Annotated in this window: 20 protein-coding genes; 9 read left to right on the top strand and 11 right to left on the bottom strand. The window is 38.8% G+C overall.

The features are described 5' to 3' along the window. Positions 1-70: 70 nt before the first annotated feature. Complete coding sequence (gene hpnC / locus DIZ80_03590; protein ID RDH84563.1) at positions 71-919, bottom strand: squalene synthase HpnC; 849 nt, start codon at positions 917-919, stop codon at positions 71-73. A 56-nt stretch (positions 920-975) separates the two neighbouring features. Between hpnC and DIZ80_03585 the strand changes: the two genes are divergently transcribed. Further along, positions 976-2,919: a bifunctional tRNA (5-methylaminomethyl-2-thiouridine)(34)-methyltransferase MnmD/FAD-dependent 5-carboxymethylaminomethyl-2-thiouridine(34) oxidoreductase MnmC gene (locus DIZ80_03585; protein ID RDH84562.1), complete on the top strand. Its 1,944-nt coding sequence runs from the start codon at positions 976-978 to the stop codon at positions 2,917-2,919. Next, positions 2,919-3,659, top strand: coding sequence for a hypothetical protein (locus DIZ80_03580; GenBank protein ID RDH84561.1), 741 nt, complete (start codon positions 2,919-2,921; stop codon positions 3,657-3,659). The genes DIZ80_03585 and DIZ80_03580 overlap by 1 nt, the downstream gene beginning before the upstream one ends. Before the next feature lie 150 nt (positions 3,660-3,809). Here DIZ80_03580 and DIZ80_03575 read toward each other — a convergent pair whose 3' ends face one another. The 8 genes from DIZ80_03575 to DIZ80_03540 form a co-directional block, all read right to left on the bottom strand. Next, the gene (locus DIZ80_03575) at positions 3,810-4,271 is read right to left on the bottom strand and encodes a DUF1499 domain-containing protein (GenBank protein ID RDH84560.1); all 462 of its coding nucleotides are present in this window, start codon (positions 4,269-4,271) and stop codon (positions 3,810-3,812) included. A gap of 290 nt (positions 4,272-4,561) precedes the next feature. After that, positions 4,562-6,595 carry a hypothetical protein gene (locus tag DIZ80_03570; protein ID RDH84559.1) on the bottom strand — a complete coding sequence of 678 codons (2,034 nt, stop codon included), beginning with the start codon at positions 6,593-6,595 and terminating at the stop codon, positions 4,562-4,564. Between the two features lie 61 nt (positions 6,596-6,656). Beyond that, positions 6,657-7,112, bottom strand: coding sequence for a YaiI/YqxD family protein (locus DIZ80_03565; protein RDH84558.1), 456 nt, complete (start codon positions 7,110-7,112; stop codon positions 6,657-6,659). Between the two features lie 18 nt (positions 7,113-7,130). Then, positions 7,131-7,499, bottom strand: a complete 369-nt coding sequence (locus tag DIZ80_03560; GenBank protein RDH84557.1) for a hypothetical protein — start codon at positions 7,497-7,499, stop codon at positions 7,131-7,133. Positions 7,500-7,507: 8 nt separating this feature from the next. Beyond that, on the bottom strand, positions 7,508-7,759 hold the full coding sequence (locus DIZ80_03555) for a hypothetical protein (protein RDH84556.1): 252 nt from the start codon (positions 7,757-7,759) through the stop codon (positions 7,508-7,510). Positions 7,760-7,856: 97 nt separating this feature from the next. Beyond that, a complete protein-coding gene (locus DIZ80_03550; protein RDH84555.1) occupies positions 7,857-9,080 on the bottom strand; it encodes an NnrS family protein in 1,224 nt (407 codons plus the stop codon). A 133-nt stretch (positions 9,081-9,213) separates the two neighbouring features. Continuing rightward, complete coding sequence (locus DIZ80_03545; GenBank protein ID RDH84554.1) at positions 9,214-9,996, bottom strand: TIGR00266 family protein; 783 nt, start codon at positions 9,994-9,996, stop codon at positions 9,214-9,216. A gap of 70 nt (positions 9,997-10,066) precedes the next feature. Further along, entirely contained in the window at positions 10,067-10,702 is a 636-nt protein-coding gene (locus DIZ80_03540) for a hypothetical protein (protein ID RDH84553.1), read from the bottom strand. Positions 10,703-10,845: 143 nt separating this feature from the next. On the opposite strand from DIZ80_03540, the gene DIZ80_03535 reads away from it, so the two are divergent. After that, positions 10,846-11,232 carry a hypothetical protein gene (locus DIZ80_03535; protein ID RDH84552.1) on the top strand — a complete coding sequence of 129 codons (387 nt, stop codon included), beginning with the start codon at positions 10,846-10,848 and terminating at the stop codon, positions 11,230-11,232. Positions 11,233-11,239: 7 nt separating this feature from the next. Then, positions 11,240-11,608 carry a CoA-binding protein gene (locus DIZ80_03530; protein RDH84551.1) on the top strand — a complete coding sequence of 123 codons (369 nt, stop codon included), beginning with the start codon at positions 11,240-11,242 and terminating at the stop codon, positions 11,606-11,608. Positions 11,609-11,801: 193 nt separating this feature from the next. On the opposite strand, the gene DIZ80_03525 is transcribed toward DIZ80_03530, so the two are convergent. Then, the gene (locus DIZ80_03525) at positions 11,802-12,521 is read right to left on the bottom strand and encodes a hypothetical protein (protein RDH84550.1); all 720 of its coding nucleotides are present in this window, start codon (positions 12,519-12,521) and stop codon (positions 11,802-11,804) included. A gap of 923 nt (positions 12,522-13,444) precedes the next feature. On the opposite strand from DIZ80_03525, the gene DIZ80_03520 reads away from it, so the two are divergent. From DIZ80_03520 to DIZ80_03500, 5 genes are all read left to right on the top strand, one after another. After that, complete coding sequence (locus DIZ80_03520; GenBank protein RDH84549.1) at positions 13,445-15,826, top strand: phosphoenolpyruvate synthase; 2,382 nt, start codon at positions 13,445-13,447, stop codon at positions 15,824-15,826. A 259-nt stretch (positions 15,827-16,085) separates the two neighbouring features. After that, positions 16,086-16,787: a DUF1538 domain-containing protein gene (locus DIZ80_03515; GenBank protein ID RDH85027.1), complete on the top strand. Its 702-nt coding sequence runs from the start codon at positions 16,086-16,088 to the stop codon at positions 16,785-16,787. Continuing rightward, entirely contained in the window at positions 16,787-17,557 is a 771-nt protein-coding gene (locus DIZ80_03510) for a DUF1538 domain-containing protein (protein ID RDH84548.1), read from the top strand. Before DIZ80_03515 ends, DIZ80_03510 begins: the two co-directional genes overlap by 1 nt. Before the next feature lie 18 nt (positions 17,558-17,575). Continuing rightward, positions 17,576-17,926: a transcriptional regulator gene (locus tag DIZ80_03505; GenBank protein ID RDH84547.1), complete on the top strand. Its 351-nt coding sequence runs from the start codon at positions 17,576-17,578 to the stop codon at positions 17,924-17,926. Then, a complete protein-coding gene (locus tag DIZ80_03500) occupies positions 17,926-18,327 on the top strand; it encodes a hypothetical protein (protein RDH84546.1) in 402 nt (133 codons plus the stop codon). Before DIZ80_03505 ends, DIZ80_03500 begins: the two co-directional genes overlap by 1 nt. A gap of 156 nt (positions 18,328-18,483) precedes the next feature. Here the strand turns inward: DIZ80_03500 and DIZ80_03495 are convergent, their stop codons facing one another. Next, positions 18,484-19,479 (bottom strand): hypothetical protein, encoded by a 996-nt coding sequence (locus DIZ80_03495; GenBank protein RDH84545.1) that lies wholly within the window; start codon positions 19,477-19,479, stop codon positions 18,484-18,486. Between the last annotated feature and the right edge of the window lie 24 nt (positions 19,480-19,503).

Below are 19,503 nucleotides of genomic sequence, written 5' to 3'. Positions count from 1 at the left end.
TGATTATTAGGCAGTGCTATTAGAGATTATGATATACAGAAAAAACAATAAAGCCTTGATTATAATAGTTTTATTTAGCTCTAAGTGCTTTCCAGAAAATAACAAACCAGTCCTGAAAATTAAGTCGTGGTCGGCTGAATACATCATCTGTCTGTTTATCAAGCTTTAATAAAATATTTGAACCAGCGGCAATAATTAAACGAATCTCAAAACCAAAACGGCCTTTTAGTGTTTTGCCCAGAGGAGCGCCACCCTGTAATAATTTGTGAGCTCGTTCATATTGCTTACGCATTAATAAAATCATCGGGCCATCAGTCAGGCTATTTTTAAAATAGGTGTCATTGACAAAAGAAGCGCGTATTTCGTCCTGAGGAATATAGATACGTCCCAGTTCGTTATAATCCTGTGCCATATCCTGATAAAAATTGATTAACTGTAAAGAGGTGCATATCGCATCAGACTGTCCAAGGCTCTTTCGGTCTGTCAGGCCATATAGATGTAACATTAACCGTCCAACCGGGTTGGCTGATCGGCGACAGTATTGCATTAGTTCACCAAAATCAGCATAACGATTTGTGGTTACATCCTGTTTAAATGCATTGATTAAATCGAGAAACAGTTCTTTGGGTAATGAAAAATTCTTCACGCAGTCAGCAAGTGCGATAAAGACAGGGTCATCACCTGGTTTGTCTTCAAACAGGTCTTCAACCTGCTGTGCCAGCTTATCAAGCTCGTTTAATCTCTCTTCATCTGTTAAGCCGCCTTCATCTGCGAAATCATCAGCACGTCGGGCAAAGGCATAAATTGCAGCTGTTGGCAGACGCATTCTTTTGGGTAACACCCAGGATGCCACAGGAAAATTTTCATAATGATTTTTAGATATATTGAGGCAATGCTTATAGGCTTGTTTAGTATTCATGTGTAGAGATATATTTAAATCTGACTGGATATGAATCTGGATAGTATAATCAAGTTATGAAGTATGCAAACCTGGAATGGCGTGATGGTCAGCCTTATAACCCTGAATTTGATGATGTTTATTTTTCAATTGATAATGGAATTGAGGAAACTGAGCATGTGTTTATTCAGCATAATCAGCTGTTACAGCGCTTTACACAGATTGGTACCCCTCATTTTGTTATTACTGAAACCGGTTTTGGTTCGGGCCTCAACTTTCTGGTTACGGTTAAACACTGGCTTGAATTAAGTGAGCCATCATGCACACTGCATTTTTATTCGGTAGAAAATTCACCTTTTAGTCTTCAGGATCTTATTCAGGCGCACAATTCATGGCCAGAACTGGCTGAACTAGCCGAAGAATTACAGCAGCACTACTGCGCCGCGAGTTATGGTTTTCATTCATTCGATTTGTTTAACGGCAGAGTGAAATTAGTTTTAATGATTGGGGATGTAGAAACCATGCTTCCCCGGATGCAGGCAAAGGTAGATGCCTGGTTTCTTGATGGTTTTGCGCCAGGCCGTAATCCGGATATGTGGAGTGAAACCGTTTTTTCACATATTAAGCGATTAAGTAAAAAGGGAACGACTTTCAGTACGTATACTGCTGCCGGGTTTGTCAGGCGCGGTTTAATAGAAGTCGGTTTTGATGTGGAGAAGGTGAGCGGTACGGGTAATAAGCGTCATATGATAACGGGTAGATTGAATAGTGAAAATACTCTTGCTTATCAATCCCCGCAGCCCTGGTATGAGAATAAATTATCAGAGTCAGTTAATAAACAGGTCACAATAATCGGTGCAGGGCTTGCGGGTATCAGTAGTGCATGGGCATTAGTTAAAAGAGGGTTTAAGGTTGAAATTATAGAAAAGGGCGGTCAGGCAGGAGCACAGGCATCAGGTAATCCGCAGGGTATGTTAATGCCCCGTTTAAGTTTACAGGATTCAGCAGAAGCGGAATTTTATATATCGGCCTACTTTTATGCATTACGCTGTTTACAGTTATTAGACATAGAACAAAATTGCTGGAAGCAAACAGGTGGAATTCAATTAGCTTGCAGTGAACGATTTAAAAAACAGATAGAAAATTTTCCGCAAGATAGTTTACTGGCACAGGTTTTAGATGCAGAGGAGGCAAGTGAGGTAAGTGGACTTAAAATTGAGAATAAAGCCCATTATTTTCCTCGGGCCGCCTGTGTTTATCCGAAAAAGATTTTACAGATAATGATTGATGAAATGGGTGATGCATTAACTATTACGTATAATACTGATGTCAAATCAATTCATTATGAAAATCAACATTGGTCATTAGTGAACAAGAAGGGTGAAGTCGTTAATCAGGCAGCAAACCTTATTCTGGCTAATGCCTGGCAGGTGAAGCTGTTTGAGCAGTTAGATCATTTAAATTTACAACCTGCTCGTGGGCAGATAAGTTTATATAAGGCAAATCAACAAAGTAGAAAATTGAAATTACCTTTGTCTTTTGAGGGGTACCTGATGCCGGAAAGTGATAATCAGCATGTGTCTGGTGCCAGCTTTGTTGTTGATGACAGTGAAACGGATATACGAACTGAAGAGTTTCAGGCTAATTTGTCTGATATAAATCTCTGGTTTAAGGATTTGTTTGTCGAAGATGATATCAATGGTGGCAGGGCATCAGTCAGGGCGGTCACATCAGACAGGGTGCCCGTTGTTGGGCGTGTTGCTGATAAATGTCGGCTTGTTAGTGATTATGCTGATTTACACAAGGGTAAACCCGTGAATAAATACCCTTTATCAAAAATGTTACCGGGTTTGTATGTGAATACAGGACATGGTGCCAGGGGATTTACCAGTGCTTTTTTATCATCGGAACTGCTTGCAGCAATGATATGTGAAGAATCCTTGCCTGTATCAAACAGGGTGAGTTATGCTCTGCACTCATCAAGGTTTTTAATTCGATCCCTAAAAAAGAGAAGGGTGTAATGCGTTATAGTTTTGTTTTTCTTTGTTTAATGACAGTGTCTTTTTCTTCATTCGCAAAATGTGATGATGAAGCCAAAGCGGGTGTGAACTGGACAGGCTGTGATAAAAGTAGCTTAGACTTGTCTGGTGTTGATTTGCAGGGTGCTATTTTACGCCGCGTGAATTTTACCAACAGTAATTTATCGAAAGCTCGCCTACAGGCAGCTGACCTGAGTTTTTCCAGACTGGAAAATACTAAATTTGTTAATGCACGAATGGAGCGTGTTCGGTTGAATAATGCAAAAATAAATGAGGCAGATTTTTCATCGGCTGTGATTGATAATGCTCGATTTAGTCGAGCGGTAATCAAGCAGACTGTATTCAATTTAGCAAAATTAAATAAAGCTGATTTTTATGAAGCCAGAGTTGAAACGAGTCAGTTTGAAAACACAGAAATAGCTAAGGCAAATTTCAGTCGAGCCATGCTGGTTTCAGCTAATTTTAAGAATGTGGCCGGTATTGAGGCTAATTTTTCACAGGCAAATTTAGAAAATGCAGATTTTACAGCTGCGAATTTAACTTCAGCTAAATTCGTTGAGGCTAATTTATTAAATGTTAAATTTAATCAGGCGACTTTAAATGCTGCATCAATTCAGGGTGCAGTGATAGATGGGGCGGTTTTTACAGATGCTAAATTGAGCAGTACTACCTGGGTTAAATATAAGCGTTGTAGAAATGGTTCTGTTGGGATTTGTGATTAGTCATCTGGCTTTGAATAAATGGTTATTAGTGAGTTTTTATAAGTTTATCATAGAGCCATGAAGTGTGTTGAGGCCTTATTTATTCATACGTAGCCGTCTGAAAATATAATAACCAACACTTTTCTCTGTGCCTTTGTGGCAAGTTCTTTTTTACAGTAACCCAATAATGCGTTTAAATTGATTAATTCGTTTAAGATTAGCCCCCATATCACTATGCCCCACTCGAGATGCTGAGCGAATATGTATTAGCTTTTTTTCGTTATCAATACGAATTTCGAAATCATCTACATAACGAAAAATACTGGAAGTATAGGTTGCATAAATATAGTCGGCTTGTTGATTGATAATAATGCCACCAGTATCCTGAATCGTATTCTCAATGGCATTAATTAAAATCGCTGTGCTTTTTTCTGTGAATTTTATTGCGTCAGTAAAGTGTAACTTATCTTCAACAAATTCAGTGCATATACAATTAGGTTTTTCAGAGCAATGTTTAAGTTTTGAATCGACCAGACCCGGGGCAGTTCCATTTTGAGACTTGTATCCTAAATAGAAGAAGTAGAATAATCCCGCGACTATGGTAGTTATAATAATTATTAGCATTATTTTCATCTGGATGAATATACCTTTTGTTTGATCGTGATATAAAGATTGCTCCTACAGATACAGGGTATAGGGGCTGAATTTGAAATGCGATTTATTTCAGTTTGTTTTTTTACAAACTGAGTTAGGATAACAGTTTGATTCGCTGAGATTCTGTAAATTTTGTTCAGTACTCATGTTTCTTATTGCTCGTATGTGTCCAGGATATTCCGGATATCAATATTTCAGATGAATTTTACCTTATTTGATAAAAGATCGAGAGTCTATTTAAGAAAGAGATACGAGTTTTAATGTGTAGCTTAGAATTCCCAGACTAGTCCGGTTAATATTTCACGCCCACGGTTAGCAACGCCTTCTGTTAATACAGCATTTGCTGCCGGTGTTAAATAATCTTCGTCTAACAGGTTCTTTGCCTGAATGTAAAATTTCCATTCCGGTGTGAAATTGTAGTTTATTTTTGCAAATAATTGCCAATAATCATCCAGAGTTATGAGGTTATCATCACTACCTCCAGTCGCCATTTCTCGTTTGCCACTATAAGTGGTAATCAAATTAATATTTAACTTTTGGTTTTGATAATTAATCATGAATGAAGCAAGTTGACTGGACTCATGAAAAGACAGGTCGGGTAATTCGTTAAAGTTGGTATAAGTGCCGCGTAATAACCAGTGTGGATTGAATTCATGGGAAAATTCAAATTCAAATCCTTCAGTGCCATCCTGATCTACATTTTCGTATTGTAATTGCCCGTTTCCGATATTAGTTTGTACGATAGAATCTTCAAAATGGTTTTCAAAAATACTAAGTGCTAAACCCGTTTGTGGCCACTGAGCGACCCAGACCAGTTCTGTGCTTGTAACTGACTCGGCATTTAAATTCGGGTTGCCTAATAGTCGTGCATTATTCTGTAAATTTAATTCACTTTCTGAAGGTGCCCGAAAAGCTTCACCATAAAGTAGTTTCAGAGTATGGTTCTGATTAAGGTTTTGCACAATGCTAATTCGAGGGCTTAAATGAGAGTCAATATCAGAAAAATCATCATAACGCAGCCCTAGTGTCAGCTGTGCCTGATCAAATAACTGATGCTGAAGTTGCGTATAAAGCCCGATAATGTCACGACTGGAACTGGCCTGAACAGTAGTTGTTGGTTGTAATGTACCGTAATAGGTTACCGGGTTGATGCCGTTTGCCAGTTCCCCTATATCAAAGTTGTTATCAGCAATCGATTCAGGAATATTTAAATGTCTCAGTTCAGCGCCAAATTGAAGACTGTTTTTCTCATTAATCTCCCAGTTGTTATGTAGTAATGCACGGGTTTCAGTGAAGTTGTCAAAAGCAGGACTGACGAGTAAAGGGTCATTACTTAATGGTGCGCTCTCAGGTGGGTTGCCATCATTAAAAAAACCGGCGGGTGTGATTTGAGCCGAAATATTAAGTTCCGACCTGCTATAACTTAGGCGGGCGTAAGAAGTCACTGATTGCCAGTTAAAATCATGTTGTAGAGAAATAGAGCTGAGCATGGCATCTCGTTCATTAAAATCATTAGAAATACCATCGGCTTCATAAAAATTTTCACTGTTAAACTGGTTGTGTTGAATATTTAGCTGCGTATCCTGCCAGCGAACTTTGATATTCAAGTTTGCCAGTTTTCGTGGGTCATCTGTATCGATACGGTTGGTGCTAAATGTATCCTGCAGGTTAAATTCATCACCATTGTCCGTGTCAATATGAGCAAATACATCAACGACCGCATCACCCATATTGTTAGATGACTGTAAGTAAATTTGTTTACGATCAAAACTACCCAGACTGGCACTTAACTCATTTTCATTTGAACGGCTGATAATATTAATAACACCCATCATGGCATTAGAGCCATATATGGATGAACCGGAACCCCGTATAAACTCTATACGCTCAATATTAATAAGCGGGTATTTGGGTATTATTTCAGCGCTACCGCTGGTTCCAGGGTCCTGTAAACGTTGTCCATCTACCATTACCAGAATTTCTGCTGAAGGCTGAGCGATGCGCCTGCCACGTGAGGAGAAAGGGAATATCAATGATGAAAATGACGAGCGTGCAGATTGAAAACCGGGAACCAGATTCATGAGTTCGTCCAGTGTATCCAGGCCCATGCGACTAATCTCTGTCTGAGTAAATACAGTGACTGATGAAGGCACTGTTTTAATGTTTTCTGTTGTCAGGGTTGAGCCGGTAATTTCTACCTGTAATAACTCTTCAAGTGACATAGAAAGAAAGTCTTCATTTTGCGTGTCTGCATAAATGACAGGCGAGACTAACAGAGGGAGGAATTTTAAAGCTTTACGCATTTATTTACTCATAGATATTGAGAGTTATGTCTTAATACTAGCAGTAATATCCGCTTTTGCTTTAAGGTTTTTGTATGTGTTTTGTTATGATTCTATCTAAATGATTTGCAAATTCTTTTCTGTCATTCTGGCTTAATGCGGGTGGTCCTCCCGTATCAACTCCGCTGGAGCGTAACGTATCCATAAAATCACGCATATTTAAGCGTGATTTTATATTGGCTTTTGTATAAAGCTCGCCGCGTGGGCTGAGGCAGGTTGCTCCTTTCTCTATTGCTTCATCTGCAAGGGGAATATCACTGGTAATAACCAGATCACCTGAGTTGAGTCTGGACACTATTTCATCATCAGCAACATCAAAGCCATGGGATACCTGTAAAAAATTAATAACTTTAGAAGACGGAATACGCATGGCGTGATTGGCTACCAGTGTCATTGGTATTTTAGTGCGCTCTGCGGCTTTAAATAAAATTTCTTTTATAACGACCGGACAGGCATCCGCATCAACCCAGATTTTCATAATTGTAATATTCCGTTTTTATAATGCTTTACGCATTAAGCGTTCATCATAACCATGAATGATTTCTTTATTGATTATTACCAGCGGTGTGCCACGGCCGCCGAGCAGATAAAACATTTTCATGTGTTTTTCAGAGCGCTCAATATCGTATTCAGTATAGGGTAAGTTATGTTTATTAAAAAACTCTTTGGCTATGTAACAGTATGGGCAGTTTTGAGTGCTGTACATAATGATTTCAGGCGGATTTGCTTTCGTCAGTACCAGTGGTTCATCAGAAATCATCTGTCTGGAAAAATGTTGTACAAGAAAGAATCCCGCTATAAATAGGGTAAAGATAATAATAGCGGGTTGTTTGTAAAAAGCGGTTCTGTTTTTTTTGCTAGTCATGGTATTGTTTAATGACTTTTCATAGCGGCTTCATATTTGGCTTCAACTTCATTGATTTTATCAGCAGCAATAAAATCTTTCCATTTTTCCTGTGGAATGTTCGACATAGCGGTTGCTACATAGTCTGCACATTGTGGACATTTGAAGAAAAAAGTATGCTTATTCTGGCAGGTAAATGTATCTATTGTGTAGTCGTCTAACTCAAGATCACAATTGCATTTTTTGCAAAATCTTGGAAATTCGTAATCTGCATGATCCATAATCAGTTTTCTCGTCAGGGGATAAGAGTATCTATATTACTAATGTATCAAAAAACAGACGGTAAATAACCCGAATTATTGTCCGAACAGGCCAATATTAACCATCTCGCCCATCAACACGGGCGCTCAGGTAGATAGGCGCGTATTTGATAAACCAGACAGACAGGCTGATTAACCATAACGCTGCAGCCACGAGGTTTAAATTATTACTTATCAGAGCATTGTCAAATTGAAGATCTGAAAATATACGCATGATGGCGGCTAATTGCAGGCCAAGGAACAGGTACCAGCTAGTATTGTCCAGAATTAGCATTCGACCAGAGTGTCCCATGGTTACACGGGATGCCATTGCTATTAATAAGGATGCAAAGAAACCTATGGTAATAGCATGTAGTGGTGATCTTCCAAGAATGTATTGCCCGGTGAACTGTAACAGCAGACTTTGAATACTGAATAACACCATACCTATGAATAACCAGAAAAAAGCCATATGTAAAACAGCCAGTAAACGGTCTTTAAAGCTATTGTGTAACTGCCAGCGTACAGTATGCAGTAAAGCAATAGCAGCTAATGGAATATCGCTTAAAAATAACCATTCGGGCTGGTTGAGTACAGTTAATACAAAGTGAGTGACACAACCGGTTATAAATAACCACAAACTATAAGCTGGCTGAAATATTGTGTAGTTAGCAATAATATTACTACTGAAAAAAGGCAGCATGCGGTGGCTAACGGTAAACAGTAGAGGTAGTAGAAATAACCAGATTCCGATGGTGAGAGCAAGCTCCATAAACTGCCAGTCATCACTGTATAACCACCAGCCATAACTGGCTATGCCAAATGCACCGGATGTAAGTGCAGCAAGCACAACTTTTTCATAACGTTTGTTTTGTGCGGGGGCATGTTTAAAACTTTGATAAAGTATTGCAGTGCCGTAAACCCAGCCGAATAAAAATATACCTAAACCTGAAAATACAAATGATTTATTAAAAAACAGACTGGTCTCGAAAATAATCAGACCGGCATTGAGCACAATAAAGGTTTGGATATAGTGCTCTTTGTTTATTAAAGCTGCATTCATCCAGCGAGGGAAAACAGTCATTAAAAAACCAAAGATGAAAAAAATAAACAACCCATACATCATTACAAAACCATGGGCCCAGGTTGAGGGAATAACGGTATTGAGAGGTGTCCAGAGTTCTGTATAACGACCGATTAATTCAATAGACCATAAAAGTAATGGCAGAATAAGCTGTATTGCACCGCTAAAGAAAAATAAACGGTGAGGTGCAGCGTTAAAGGTATTCCAGAATGTTTTCATAGATGGTTTCAAATTATAAAAATGAATTATATAGGTTGTTGTTCAGATGTTGCTTAACGAAGGTCAATTTATCAAGAAAGTGCTTAACGTCCATCACAGCGGGTCGGGCTCTGGTTTTAGTCCCCTGTTTAATTTAGTCTATAAGGCGACCAATTCCCCCCAGTATAGAGCCTTCGCCTTTATCGCTGCCGCCATGAGACGGTGCATTTTCAAGTACACGATCGGCCAGGCGGGAAAAAGGAAGGCTTTGTATCCATACCGAGCCTGTTCCTCTTAAGGTGGCTAAAAACATGCCTTCACCGCCAAAGAACATGCTCTTAAGTCCTTTGGTCATCTCTATGTTGTAATCAATACCATCACTAAATGCCACAAGACAACCTGTATCTAATCTCAGAGTTTGATTATTGAGTTCTTTTTTTACTACCGTGCCACCAGCGTGGATAAAAGCCATGCCATCACCCTGTAATTTTTCCAGAATAAAACCTTCACCACCAAAAAAACCGGCTCCCAGTTTACGGTTAAATGCGATATCAATTTTGGTGCCCAGAGCGGCGGCCAGAAAAGAATCTTTCTGGCATAACAGGCCACTACCAAGCTGGGCTAAATTGATAGCAATAATACTGCCGGGAAAGGGTGATGCAAATGACACATGTTTTTTGCCTGAGCCGGTATTGGTGAAATGAGTCATAAATAATGATTCACCTGAAATAACGCGTTTTCCTGCGCTGAATAATTTTCCCATAAAACCCTGATCTGGTTCTGAGCCATCGCCCATTTTTGCTTCAAAGGTGATGTCTTCTTCCATATAAGTCATGGCACCTGCTTCTGCAATAACCGTTTCATTCGGGTCGAGCTCTACTTCGACCATTTGCATATCGTGACCAATAATTTTGTAATCTACTTCATGACATAACATGTAATTTCGTTTCCATTTTATTAAATGCTTTTAATTTCACTGAAGTCAGTGAATGCTGAGCAGGGTGTATTTATATATTGATTTCGTCTAAAGCTTCCTGAGCGATTTCTTTAACTTCGTCATCTGCATCATCTAATAATGGACGTAAAAATTTTATAGCATCAGGGTGATGACTTAAACCAAGGTAATAACAGGCATCATTGCGTACCCGGGCAAGTGGATTCTGGCAATATTCTCCCAGTGTTTCAATTGTATTAATCAGTATTTCACTGCCTTCCAGTTGCTCGATTATGGCTCCAACGCCGATACGTGCAGATAAACCTGAGCTTTCACTTGCCATGATTTCAAACAGGGTTTTCATATGATCGGGTTTTTCTTCAACCAGTTGTTGTACTTTTGAGATTTCACCGCCTGTCATAAGTTCCTCAAAATATGCACTCATGTCTTCAGGGTTTGATGATTTATCTATCCACTGGATAATTTCAGTTTTTGATTTAAGGCCAACCAGTTCGTATTCACCGATTTTAAGCCAGGGTACCGAGCGTACATTAAGTGCCTGTGCCCGTTCAGGATCCTGAGTAATATTGATTATTTCCAATTGGGCTATTTTGCCTTCTTTAATCAGTTCAGACAGGCTTTGTAACATGCTGGGGCAGTGCTGGCAGCCAGTTGCGATAAGTAATAGGGCTGAGGGAGCCTGACTCATAGGGTTTCCTGACAGTTATAAATGAGATGTATTGTATCAGGCGATAGTCTGCATGAGGTGGAAAATTAAAATATGTTAATATAGCGTCAATATTTGAATAATCAGGTCTGAAAATCAGGTCTAAGAATCTAGAGTTTTGAATTATGAGTACTTTGGTAGCAGTGGTGAATGGTGATTCCGAGATTGAATTTGATCGTAGTAAACCATTAGCTGAGCAACAGCTGGTCTATCTGGATAAAATGGATGAAAAAATGGATATGGGTATTCCAGGTGGTCAGGGCAATATATTTGCACCGGATCAGGAGCAAAAGGCTCTGTTTGTAGCAAACCAGCTAATGATGGCGATTGAATCTAATAATGAGCAGTTAATATTTGCGAGTCTGGCCTATCTTGCAAATCGTTTGCCTGACCTCAAGCAGGTAACTGCTAAAGATAAAGATGGTAAACAGCAAATTTCGTTAATTTATGATCGTGAATATACACCTCCGCAAGAAATCAATTTTGTAAAACCTGAAAATTTGAATAGCTAAAAAGCGAATGCAAAATACTCAGATAGTCGTACTTGGGGCCAGTAATAAAGCACATCGCTATTCGTATAAAGCGATTAAAATGTTACTGGAGTATGGTCATCATGTATTACCGGTGCATCCCAAAATTGAAAATATAGAAGGTCTGGTCGTTAAACATCATTTGAGTCAGATTTTATCTCCGGTTGATACACTTACTCTTTACATCGGGCCGAAGCGAATAAGCCCGTTAATCGATGATATTGTAAAACTTAACCCTTCCCGGGTTATTCTGAATCCGGGTACTGAAAGTGACGAATTGGAACTGGCGCTTTTGCATCACGAAATTCCCTTTGTTAAAGACTGTACTTTGCTAATGCTGGAGCATGGACGTTTTTGAGGTGGATGTTAAGTTCAAATAATTACGAGTCTGCAAATAGCCATAAGCCGACATGGGGTAACAGGTAAAATTATCATTTTAACATCTGGTTAAACATAGATTTAAATTTTGAAATACATTTTTTATACTAAATTATAATATTTAGTCTTGAGCTATTTTATGAGTAATTAGATGACGTATAAGTTAATAAAAATTATTCAGGCTGTGAAAAATAATGAAGGCCTTCTGCTGAGGTAAGTTCAATAGAGCCTCTTGAAAGCTTTATACAATTTTGTTTTTCGAATTCTTTTAGAATTCGGCTAATCACTTCTCGAGTAGTACCAAGTTCAAATGCAAGATTTTGATGAGTAATTTTTAATACGGATTCCTGATGTCTTGCAAATAGACGACCTAATAAACATGCAAGGCGTATATTTAACTGATTAAATGCTGTTTCCTGAATCAAATAAGTTGTTTCATAGAGTCGATCTGTTAAGAATGATATAACATAGTCACGAAATGGCCCAACATCGTTCATCATTGATTTAAAATCAAGTGAATTAATAACTAGTGTTTCTACATAGGTTTCAGTTTTGGCCGCTGCGTTAAAGGATTTGTTTTTGAGTAAATTATTGAGGTTGAGCAAGCATAGTTCGCCAGCCTGTACACGATAAAGAGTAATTTCTCTTCCGTCATCTGCTGTTTGATAAATTCTAATAGTGCCCTCAAGAAAGAGCATAAAATTTTGGCAGTCAGTATTCTGGCTTGAAAGTGCAGTGTTCGGGGCTGTCTTGAGTAGACGGGCATTCTCTATGATTTTAACCCAGTTCTTGTCCTTTATATCGGCAAGCTGAGGGTAGAGTGATTCAATTTTCTGGAAACGACAGGTTTTTAAAATCTCATTTTGAGATTTACCAGACTTATGTAATTGCATGTAAATACCTAAAATTTAATAATTATTGCGCATTCCCTAATAGCGTTATTATAAAGGTTTTTGGTATTAGATTGTATGTGACGAAAGGCACGTAATAATTCATGTATTTGACCAGATGTCTTTATTATAAAAATAAAGATGAAAGTAGTTGCTTCTTCTAGCTAGCTAGTTAATAAATATGATGACCTCTTCTAATTACATAGCTTGAGTCTGAATCGATTGTAGCTCTGCTTCAGGGTGTAAGCTGACTTCTAATAATTACGCTATTACATATTGAAGTTTATTTTTTTAATTTGTCAACTCATGCTTTTAAAGCATGAGTTTCTTTATGGCTTCGTGTACATATCAAGAGGAGGGAAATTGTATCGATCAAAATCAGCTTAAATGTAACAAAAAAGTAAGATTCCCTTAATTAAACCTACATATTCTCACGTGATAATTTGTCAGACGTAGATGTTATGGACGATGAAGCTTAAATTATTATGTGAGGTATATATGAAAAATTACATTGTTTGCAAATTTGGATTGATATTTTGGACAGGCTACTTAATGCTAATTAGCGGATTTATAGGTTGGCAGTTTCTTTTGTAGGTTGTTCTTCGTCTCCTTCGGGGAAATGTAAATTGCGTAAGAATGATTATTTTACGTAAGAAGATGGGAGCAGGTGATCTCGCTTTAGAGCTCCGTCCGCTGTTGTGATGCCAGCAAGAGTTTTACTGAGTTGGCTATCTACGGTCAGTTTTTGGTGGTATGGGTTGAGAGGACAGAGCGCCAGAAGGCGGCGGTCTTTCCCCGATGGATATGTGCCAGAACAGTGGAACTACCCAACAGTACAATTAAATCAGTTCTATATTAATCAAAATTTCCAACGCTTCGTATTTCACGTCTTATACTCATACTAAAGCAATTGATAAAGGATCGTCATGAGATACGTAAGTTTCTTTGCAGATGTGGGTATTAATGATATTGATCAGGTGGGTGGTAAAAATGCCTCACTGGGTGAAATGTATCGAAACCTGTCTAGTCAGGGCATAAAAGTTCCCAATGGGTTTGCAACTACTTCAAAGGCATACCACCATTATATGGTGCAAAATGGTCTGGTTGAAAAAGTGCGTCACGCACTGGAAGACCTGGATACCAGCGACGTTAATGCCCTTGCCCGTATCGGGCGTCAAATTCGTAGCTGGATTTTACATGCCGAAATGCCTGAAGACCTGGCTGAAGAGATTGTTATTGCGTATGAAAAGCTGGGAGAAGAGTATGGTGAGTACCCGGATGTAGCGGTACGGAGCTCTGCAACTGCAGAGGATTTACCTGGCGCCTCATTTGCCGGGCAGCAGGAAACCTATCTTAATATATCGGGTCGTCGAAACCTGCTCTTAACCTGTAAACGAGTATATGCATCACTCTTTACTGATCGTGCTATTTCCTACCGGGTAGATAAGGGCTTTGGGCATATGGATGTAGCCCTGTCTATTGGGGTGCAGAAAATGGTACGTGCTGATACCGGCTCTTCAGGTGTTATGTTTACCATTGATACGGAAACCGGTTTCAGAGATGTTATTTTAATAAATGCAGCCTGGGGTTTAGGTGAAAATGTAGTACAGGGGTCGGTTAATCCTGATGAGTTTTATGTGTTTAAGTCTACGCTAGATGAGCATCAGCCCATTCTGCGGCGTTATCTTGGTAAAAAAGATGTCAAAATGATTTATAGTCATGACACAACTGCGGGTTTATCTACACGTAATATTGAGGTTTCAACAGAAGAACAAAATCAGTTTTGTATTACAGATGAAGATATTTTAAAACTTGCCCGTTATGCAATGTGCATTGAAAAACATTATGCCCGTCCGATGGATATTGAGTGGGCAAAAGATGGCGAAAGTGGCGAGCTGTTTATTTTGCAGGCACGCCCCGAAACGGTACATGCGGATGAAAATAAGCATTATCAAATTCATTTCAAAATAGAACAGGATGAAATACCAGATCCTCTGGTAGTGGGTAAGAGTGTAGGTAAAAGAATTTCATCAGGTAAAGCCTGTGTGATTTTAGATGCCAGTGAAATGGATAAATTAAAACCCGGTGAAGTGCTGGTTACTGATATCACCGACCCGGACTGGGAGCCGGTAATGAAAATTGCCTCGGCAATTGTGACGAACCGAGGGGGGCGAACCTGTCATGCCGCAATAATTGCTCGTGAACTGGGGGTGCCTGCGGTGGTTGGTTGTGGTGAGGCCACGCGTAAAATTAAAACAGGCAATGAAGTGACCGTGTCATGCGCTGAAGGTGATACGGGTTTTATTTATCCGGGGCTACTGGAATTTAGTGAAAATAAGCTCGACGTATCATCGCTTAAAAAACCGCACACGCATATTATGTTGAATCTTGCGAATCCTGAACTGGCATTTGAAACATCTCGTTTACCGGTTGATGGTGTAGGGCTGGCGCGTCTTGAATTTATAATCAATACCAGTATTCGTATTCATCCCCGGGCGCTTCTTGAGCATGACTCTTTACCGTTAGATATTAAGCAAAAAGTGACAGAGCTAATTGCTGGCTATAAGAGTCCGGTTGATTATTATGAAAAGAAACTGGCAGAAGGCATTGGCATGATTGCCGCTGCATTTTATCCCCGGCAGGTCATTGTGCGATTATCAGATTTTAAATCGAATGAATATGCATCATTGATTGGTGGTAGCCTGTTTGAGCCAGATGAAGAAAATCCGATGATTGGTTTTCGCGGGGCATATCGTTATCCGTCAGAAGAATTTCGTGACTGCTTTGAGCTTGAGTGTAAAGCACTAAAAATAGTACGAGAACAGATGGGGTTAGATAATGTAGATATTATGATTCCTTTTGTACGTAGCGTGGGTGAAGGTAAAAATATATTAAAGTTATTATCTGAATTTGGCCTGAATCGAGGTGATCTTGGTCTTAAGATATATCTAATGTGTGAAATCCCTGCTAATGCATTATTAGCAGATCAGTTTTTAGCTCATTTTGATGGGTTCTCGATTGGTTCAAATGACTTAACCCAGTTAACCTTAGGCGTTGATCGTGACTCGGGTTTATTGACCGGGTTTGATGAAAGAAATGAGGCTGTAAAAGTCATGATGAAAATGGCGATAGATGCCTGTAAAGATAATAACAAGTATGTAGGGATCTGTGGGCAGGCCCCATCAGACTTCCCTGAAATTACTCGGTGGCTGGTAAAGCAGGGTATTTCGTCGATTTCATTAAATCCTGATAGTGTTCTTGATATGAAGCAACAAATTCTGCAAGTTGAAGCTCAATTAATAAAATAATCGTGATAACATCAAGTTTGTTAGCCTGTTTAGCGGATGATAAATACATTAATAAAAACGGATACAAATGATATTTCGTAATTGTTAATAATGAAATTCAGGTTAATATAATTTTGGTTTGTTTAACTGGCCTGTTAGAACCTGTTTATAGAATTAAGGGTGTGTCGTTATTTACAGGTGCCCTGATAAAATAATATAAAATGAAAAGTACCTTCGGAGCTGTTTTTTGCATCAAGCTTTACTGTCATTATTTAAATCCATGTTAGGAAGTTTGAGAGACCTGTTACCCATTATTCTGGTAATTGGTTTTTTTCAGGCGTTTGTATTACAGCAGCCCATTCCTGGGTTTATGGATATTATTATCGGAACGCTTTTTATCGTTCTGGGTTTAACTTTTTTTATCTATGGCCTGGAGATGGGGCTGTTTCCTATCGGTGAGAGCATGGCTAATGCCTTTGCTCGAAAGGGCAGTGTTGTCTGGTTATTAATTTTTGCTTTTTGCCTTGGATTTGGAACCACTGTTGCTGAGCCTGCGTTAATTGCGGTAGCCAAAGAAGCTTCTGAGATAGCTGCGGTTGGAGGAATGATATTACATACACCTGAATCGATGAGAAGTTATGCTGATGGTTTGCGATTTACCGTGGCTTTTTCAGTTGGTCTGGCAATCGTTATTGGGGTTTTGCGAATTCTTAAAGGCTGGTCTATTCAATACATGATTATGGGTGGTTATATTCTTGTTGTGATTATGACCGCTCTTGCGCCTAAGGAAATTATTGGTATTGCTTACGATTCAGGTGGTGTTACTACATCAACTATTACCGTACCACTGGTGACTGCACTTGGTGTGGGTCTGGCATCATCTATTAAAGGCCGAAATCCGATGACAGATGGTTTTGGTTTAATAGCTTTTGCTTCTTTAACACCAATGATATTTGTAATGGCTTATGGGATGATCATCTAATGGAATTGTTAATGAGAATTTTACAGATGATATTTGATACATCGGTTGATGTATTACCTATTGTCAGTATTATTTTTGGATTTCAATTTTTAGTTATTCGTAGACCTGTTCCAAACCTTAAACGGGTAATCATTGGCTTTGCTTATGTGTTAGTTGGCTTGTCTCTGTTTTTATTAGGGCTGGAACAGGCGCTATTTCCATTGGGTCGCTTAATGGCTGATCAGCTTACAAATCCATCTTTTATATATGGTGAGCTGGCAAATGTTCAACATGCCATACATTGGGCGGATTATTATTGGGTTTATATATTTGCATTTGCGATTGGTTTTAGTACAACCATTGCTGAGCCGTCATTAATTGCTGTGGCCATAAAAGCCAATGAAGTTTCCGCCGGAGCAATAGGTGTGCAGGGGTTACGTATATCCGTGGCTATAGGTGTTGCAGTTGGAATTTCATTAGGCAGTTATCGTATTGTTACCGGATATCCAATTCATTATTTTATAATCACAGGGTATATAATTGTAGTTATACAGACCTTTTTTGCGCCAAAAATGATTGTACCCCTGGCTTATGATTCAGGCGGTGTAACAACATCAACAGTTACGGTTCCACTGGTTGCCGCGTTAGGTTTAGGTTTGGCAGAAACAGTACCCGGTAGAAATGTATTAATCGATGGTTTTGGCTTGATTGCTTTTGCCAGTTTATTTCCAATTATGTCGGTTATGGCTTATGCACAGATCTCTGAGTATATTGCTAATCGTTCGGATTAATTTTTAAGAGGGATAGTTATGCACTTTAAATTAATTATTGCATTTGTTGAAGACTCGAAAACAGATAAGGTAATGGATGCGGCTCGTAGTGCCGGTGCTACTGGTGCGACTATTATTAGTAATGCCAGAGGTGAAGGTCTGAAGCAGACGAAAACATTTTTAGGCCTCTCATTTGAAACTCAGCGTGATGTATTGCTGTTTCTGGTAGAAGAGCATTTATGTCGTCATATATTAGAAGAAATTTCTGAAGTGGGTGAATTTGATACGGGGCCGGGTAGCGGTATAGCTATTCAGATTGATGTTGAGGATGCGGTGGGTGTGGCGCATCAAATTGAAAGTTTAGTGCACGTTGTAGAGGAAGAACTGTAATGAGTAAAAAAATCATAACTGTAAGAGATGTCATGAAAACAGACTTCGATATTGTCGATGGAAAAATGACAGTAATGGAAGCACTTGAAAAAATGAAACATATCGGTACAAAATCATTTATCGTACAGAAACGAAATGATGAGGATGAGTATGGAATTGTTCTTTTATCGGATATAGCTAAATATGTATTAGCGAAAGATCGTTCACCTAACCGGGTTAATATTTTTGAAATCATGTCAAAACCGGTTATTAATGTTGATCCACATATGGATATTCGATATTGCGCCAGATTATTTGATCGATTTGGCCTGGCCAGAGCGCCGGTGGTTGAAAATAGAAATATAATTGGACTGGTTAGTTTTACGGATATGGTAATGAAAGGACTGGTTGAGTTTGATTGACGACATAGTCGTAAGTCGTTTGTTATTAGTTTTAAGTTAAAGCTGTCATACTGAATGAAAGCGAAGGATCTGTTGTGGTAATAAACCAGATAGAACATGGTGCTAAATTCTTTGCTAACCCCAGAATAAAAAATCTAATATTGTAGACTAAAGACTTTACTTCGTATCCTGTATTTCAAAATCGGGTACATACTGGCTAACTTTGCTGCCCGATAAAATCCCAAAAACAATATGTCTCGTTTTATACCAGTAAGTACCAAAAAATATCACGAACATACCTAGTGCCATTAATACATATATCATTACATTCTGTGAACCAATAAAGTCACTTTGTAATAACTGGGTAAGTGCGTATATGGCATATAGTTGAGTTGATACCAGCATGGCTCTACGATCGACAAACAGCGCGATAAGAAAAAAACAGGCAAAAAAGATTATCATTAAAATGTCATTACTAAATGATTGCACCCACACCTGTTCGCTGGAGATCATAGATAACATTGCACCATGAACAATGAGAGGTGCGGCTAGCAGGTGTAACCAGAAAGCACTGTCACTAAGGTGTGATTGCCTTTTGGTATCTCGTGAATCAAACCACATGGCAATGCTAAAAGTAATTAAACCTAGCAGCATAAATATGACTGGATTTTTTAATGCATCCATCCCTATTTGAATAATTGTCATACTTACCAGGCTGCCTGCAAGGGGCAGTAGACTGAAAGGCATTTTGTATCGTAAATAGAACAACAGGCTGCTTAGGCTTATTACACTCAGGCCAAGAACGGTTGCATTTTCGTTGTCGAATGAAAAAGCCTTGTTTATGAAAAATAAAATGGAAAGTAATATAACCATGCCGGGCAGAGCAAGACGACGAACACGCACCAGCCATTCAGCTATAACAATAAAACCGGCAGCCGGTAACAGATAATAATAACCGGATAGTGATGTCATGTTAATAGATACAACTAATAATATAATGCCGAGAGCGATAAATACATCGCCAAAACTACGAATAAATTTTAATGGCTCTTCTTTGTTTTCAGAATAATCTTTAGATTGTTCGTTTACAATGAACTGGTAGAGTGGTTCTATCTGGTCTTTGTTAATAATGTTTTTATCAGAGGCTTTCTGAAGTGTGCTTTTTGAAATCATATAAATTATTTTCTAATGTGTGAT

Source organism: endosymbiont of Galathealinum brachiosum, from assembly GCA_003349885.1.
GTDB lineage: Bacteria > Pseudomonadota > Gammaproteobacteria > SZUA-229 > SZUA-229 > SZUA-229.
Note: the sequence above shows the minus strand (reverse complement) of the source record. Positions and strands in the feature narration are given on the sequence as shown.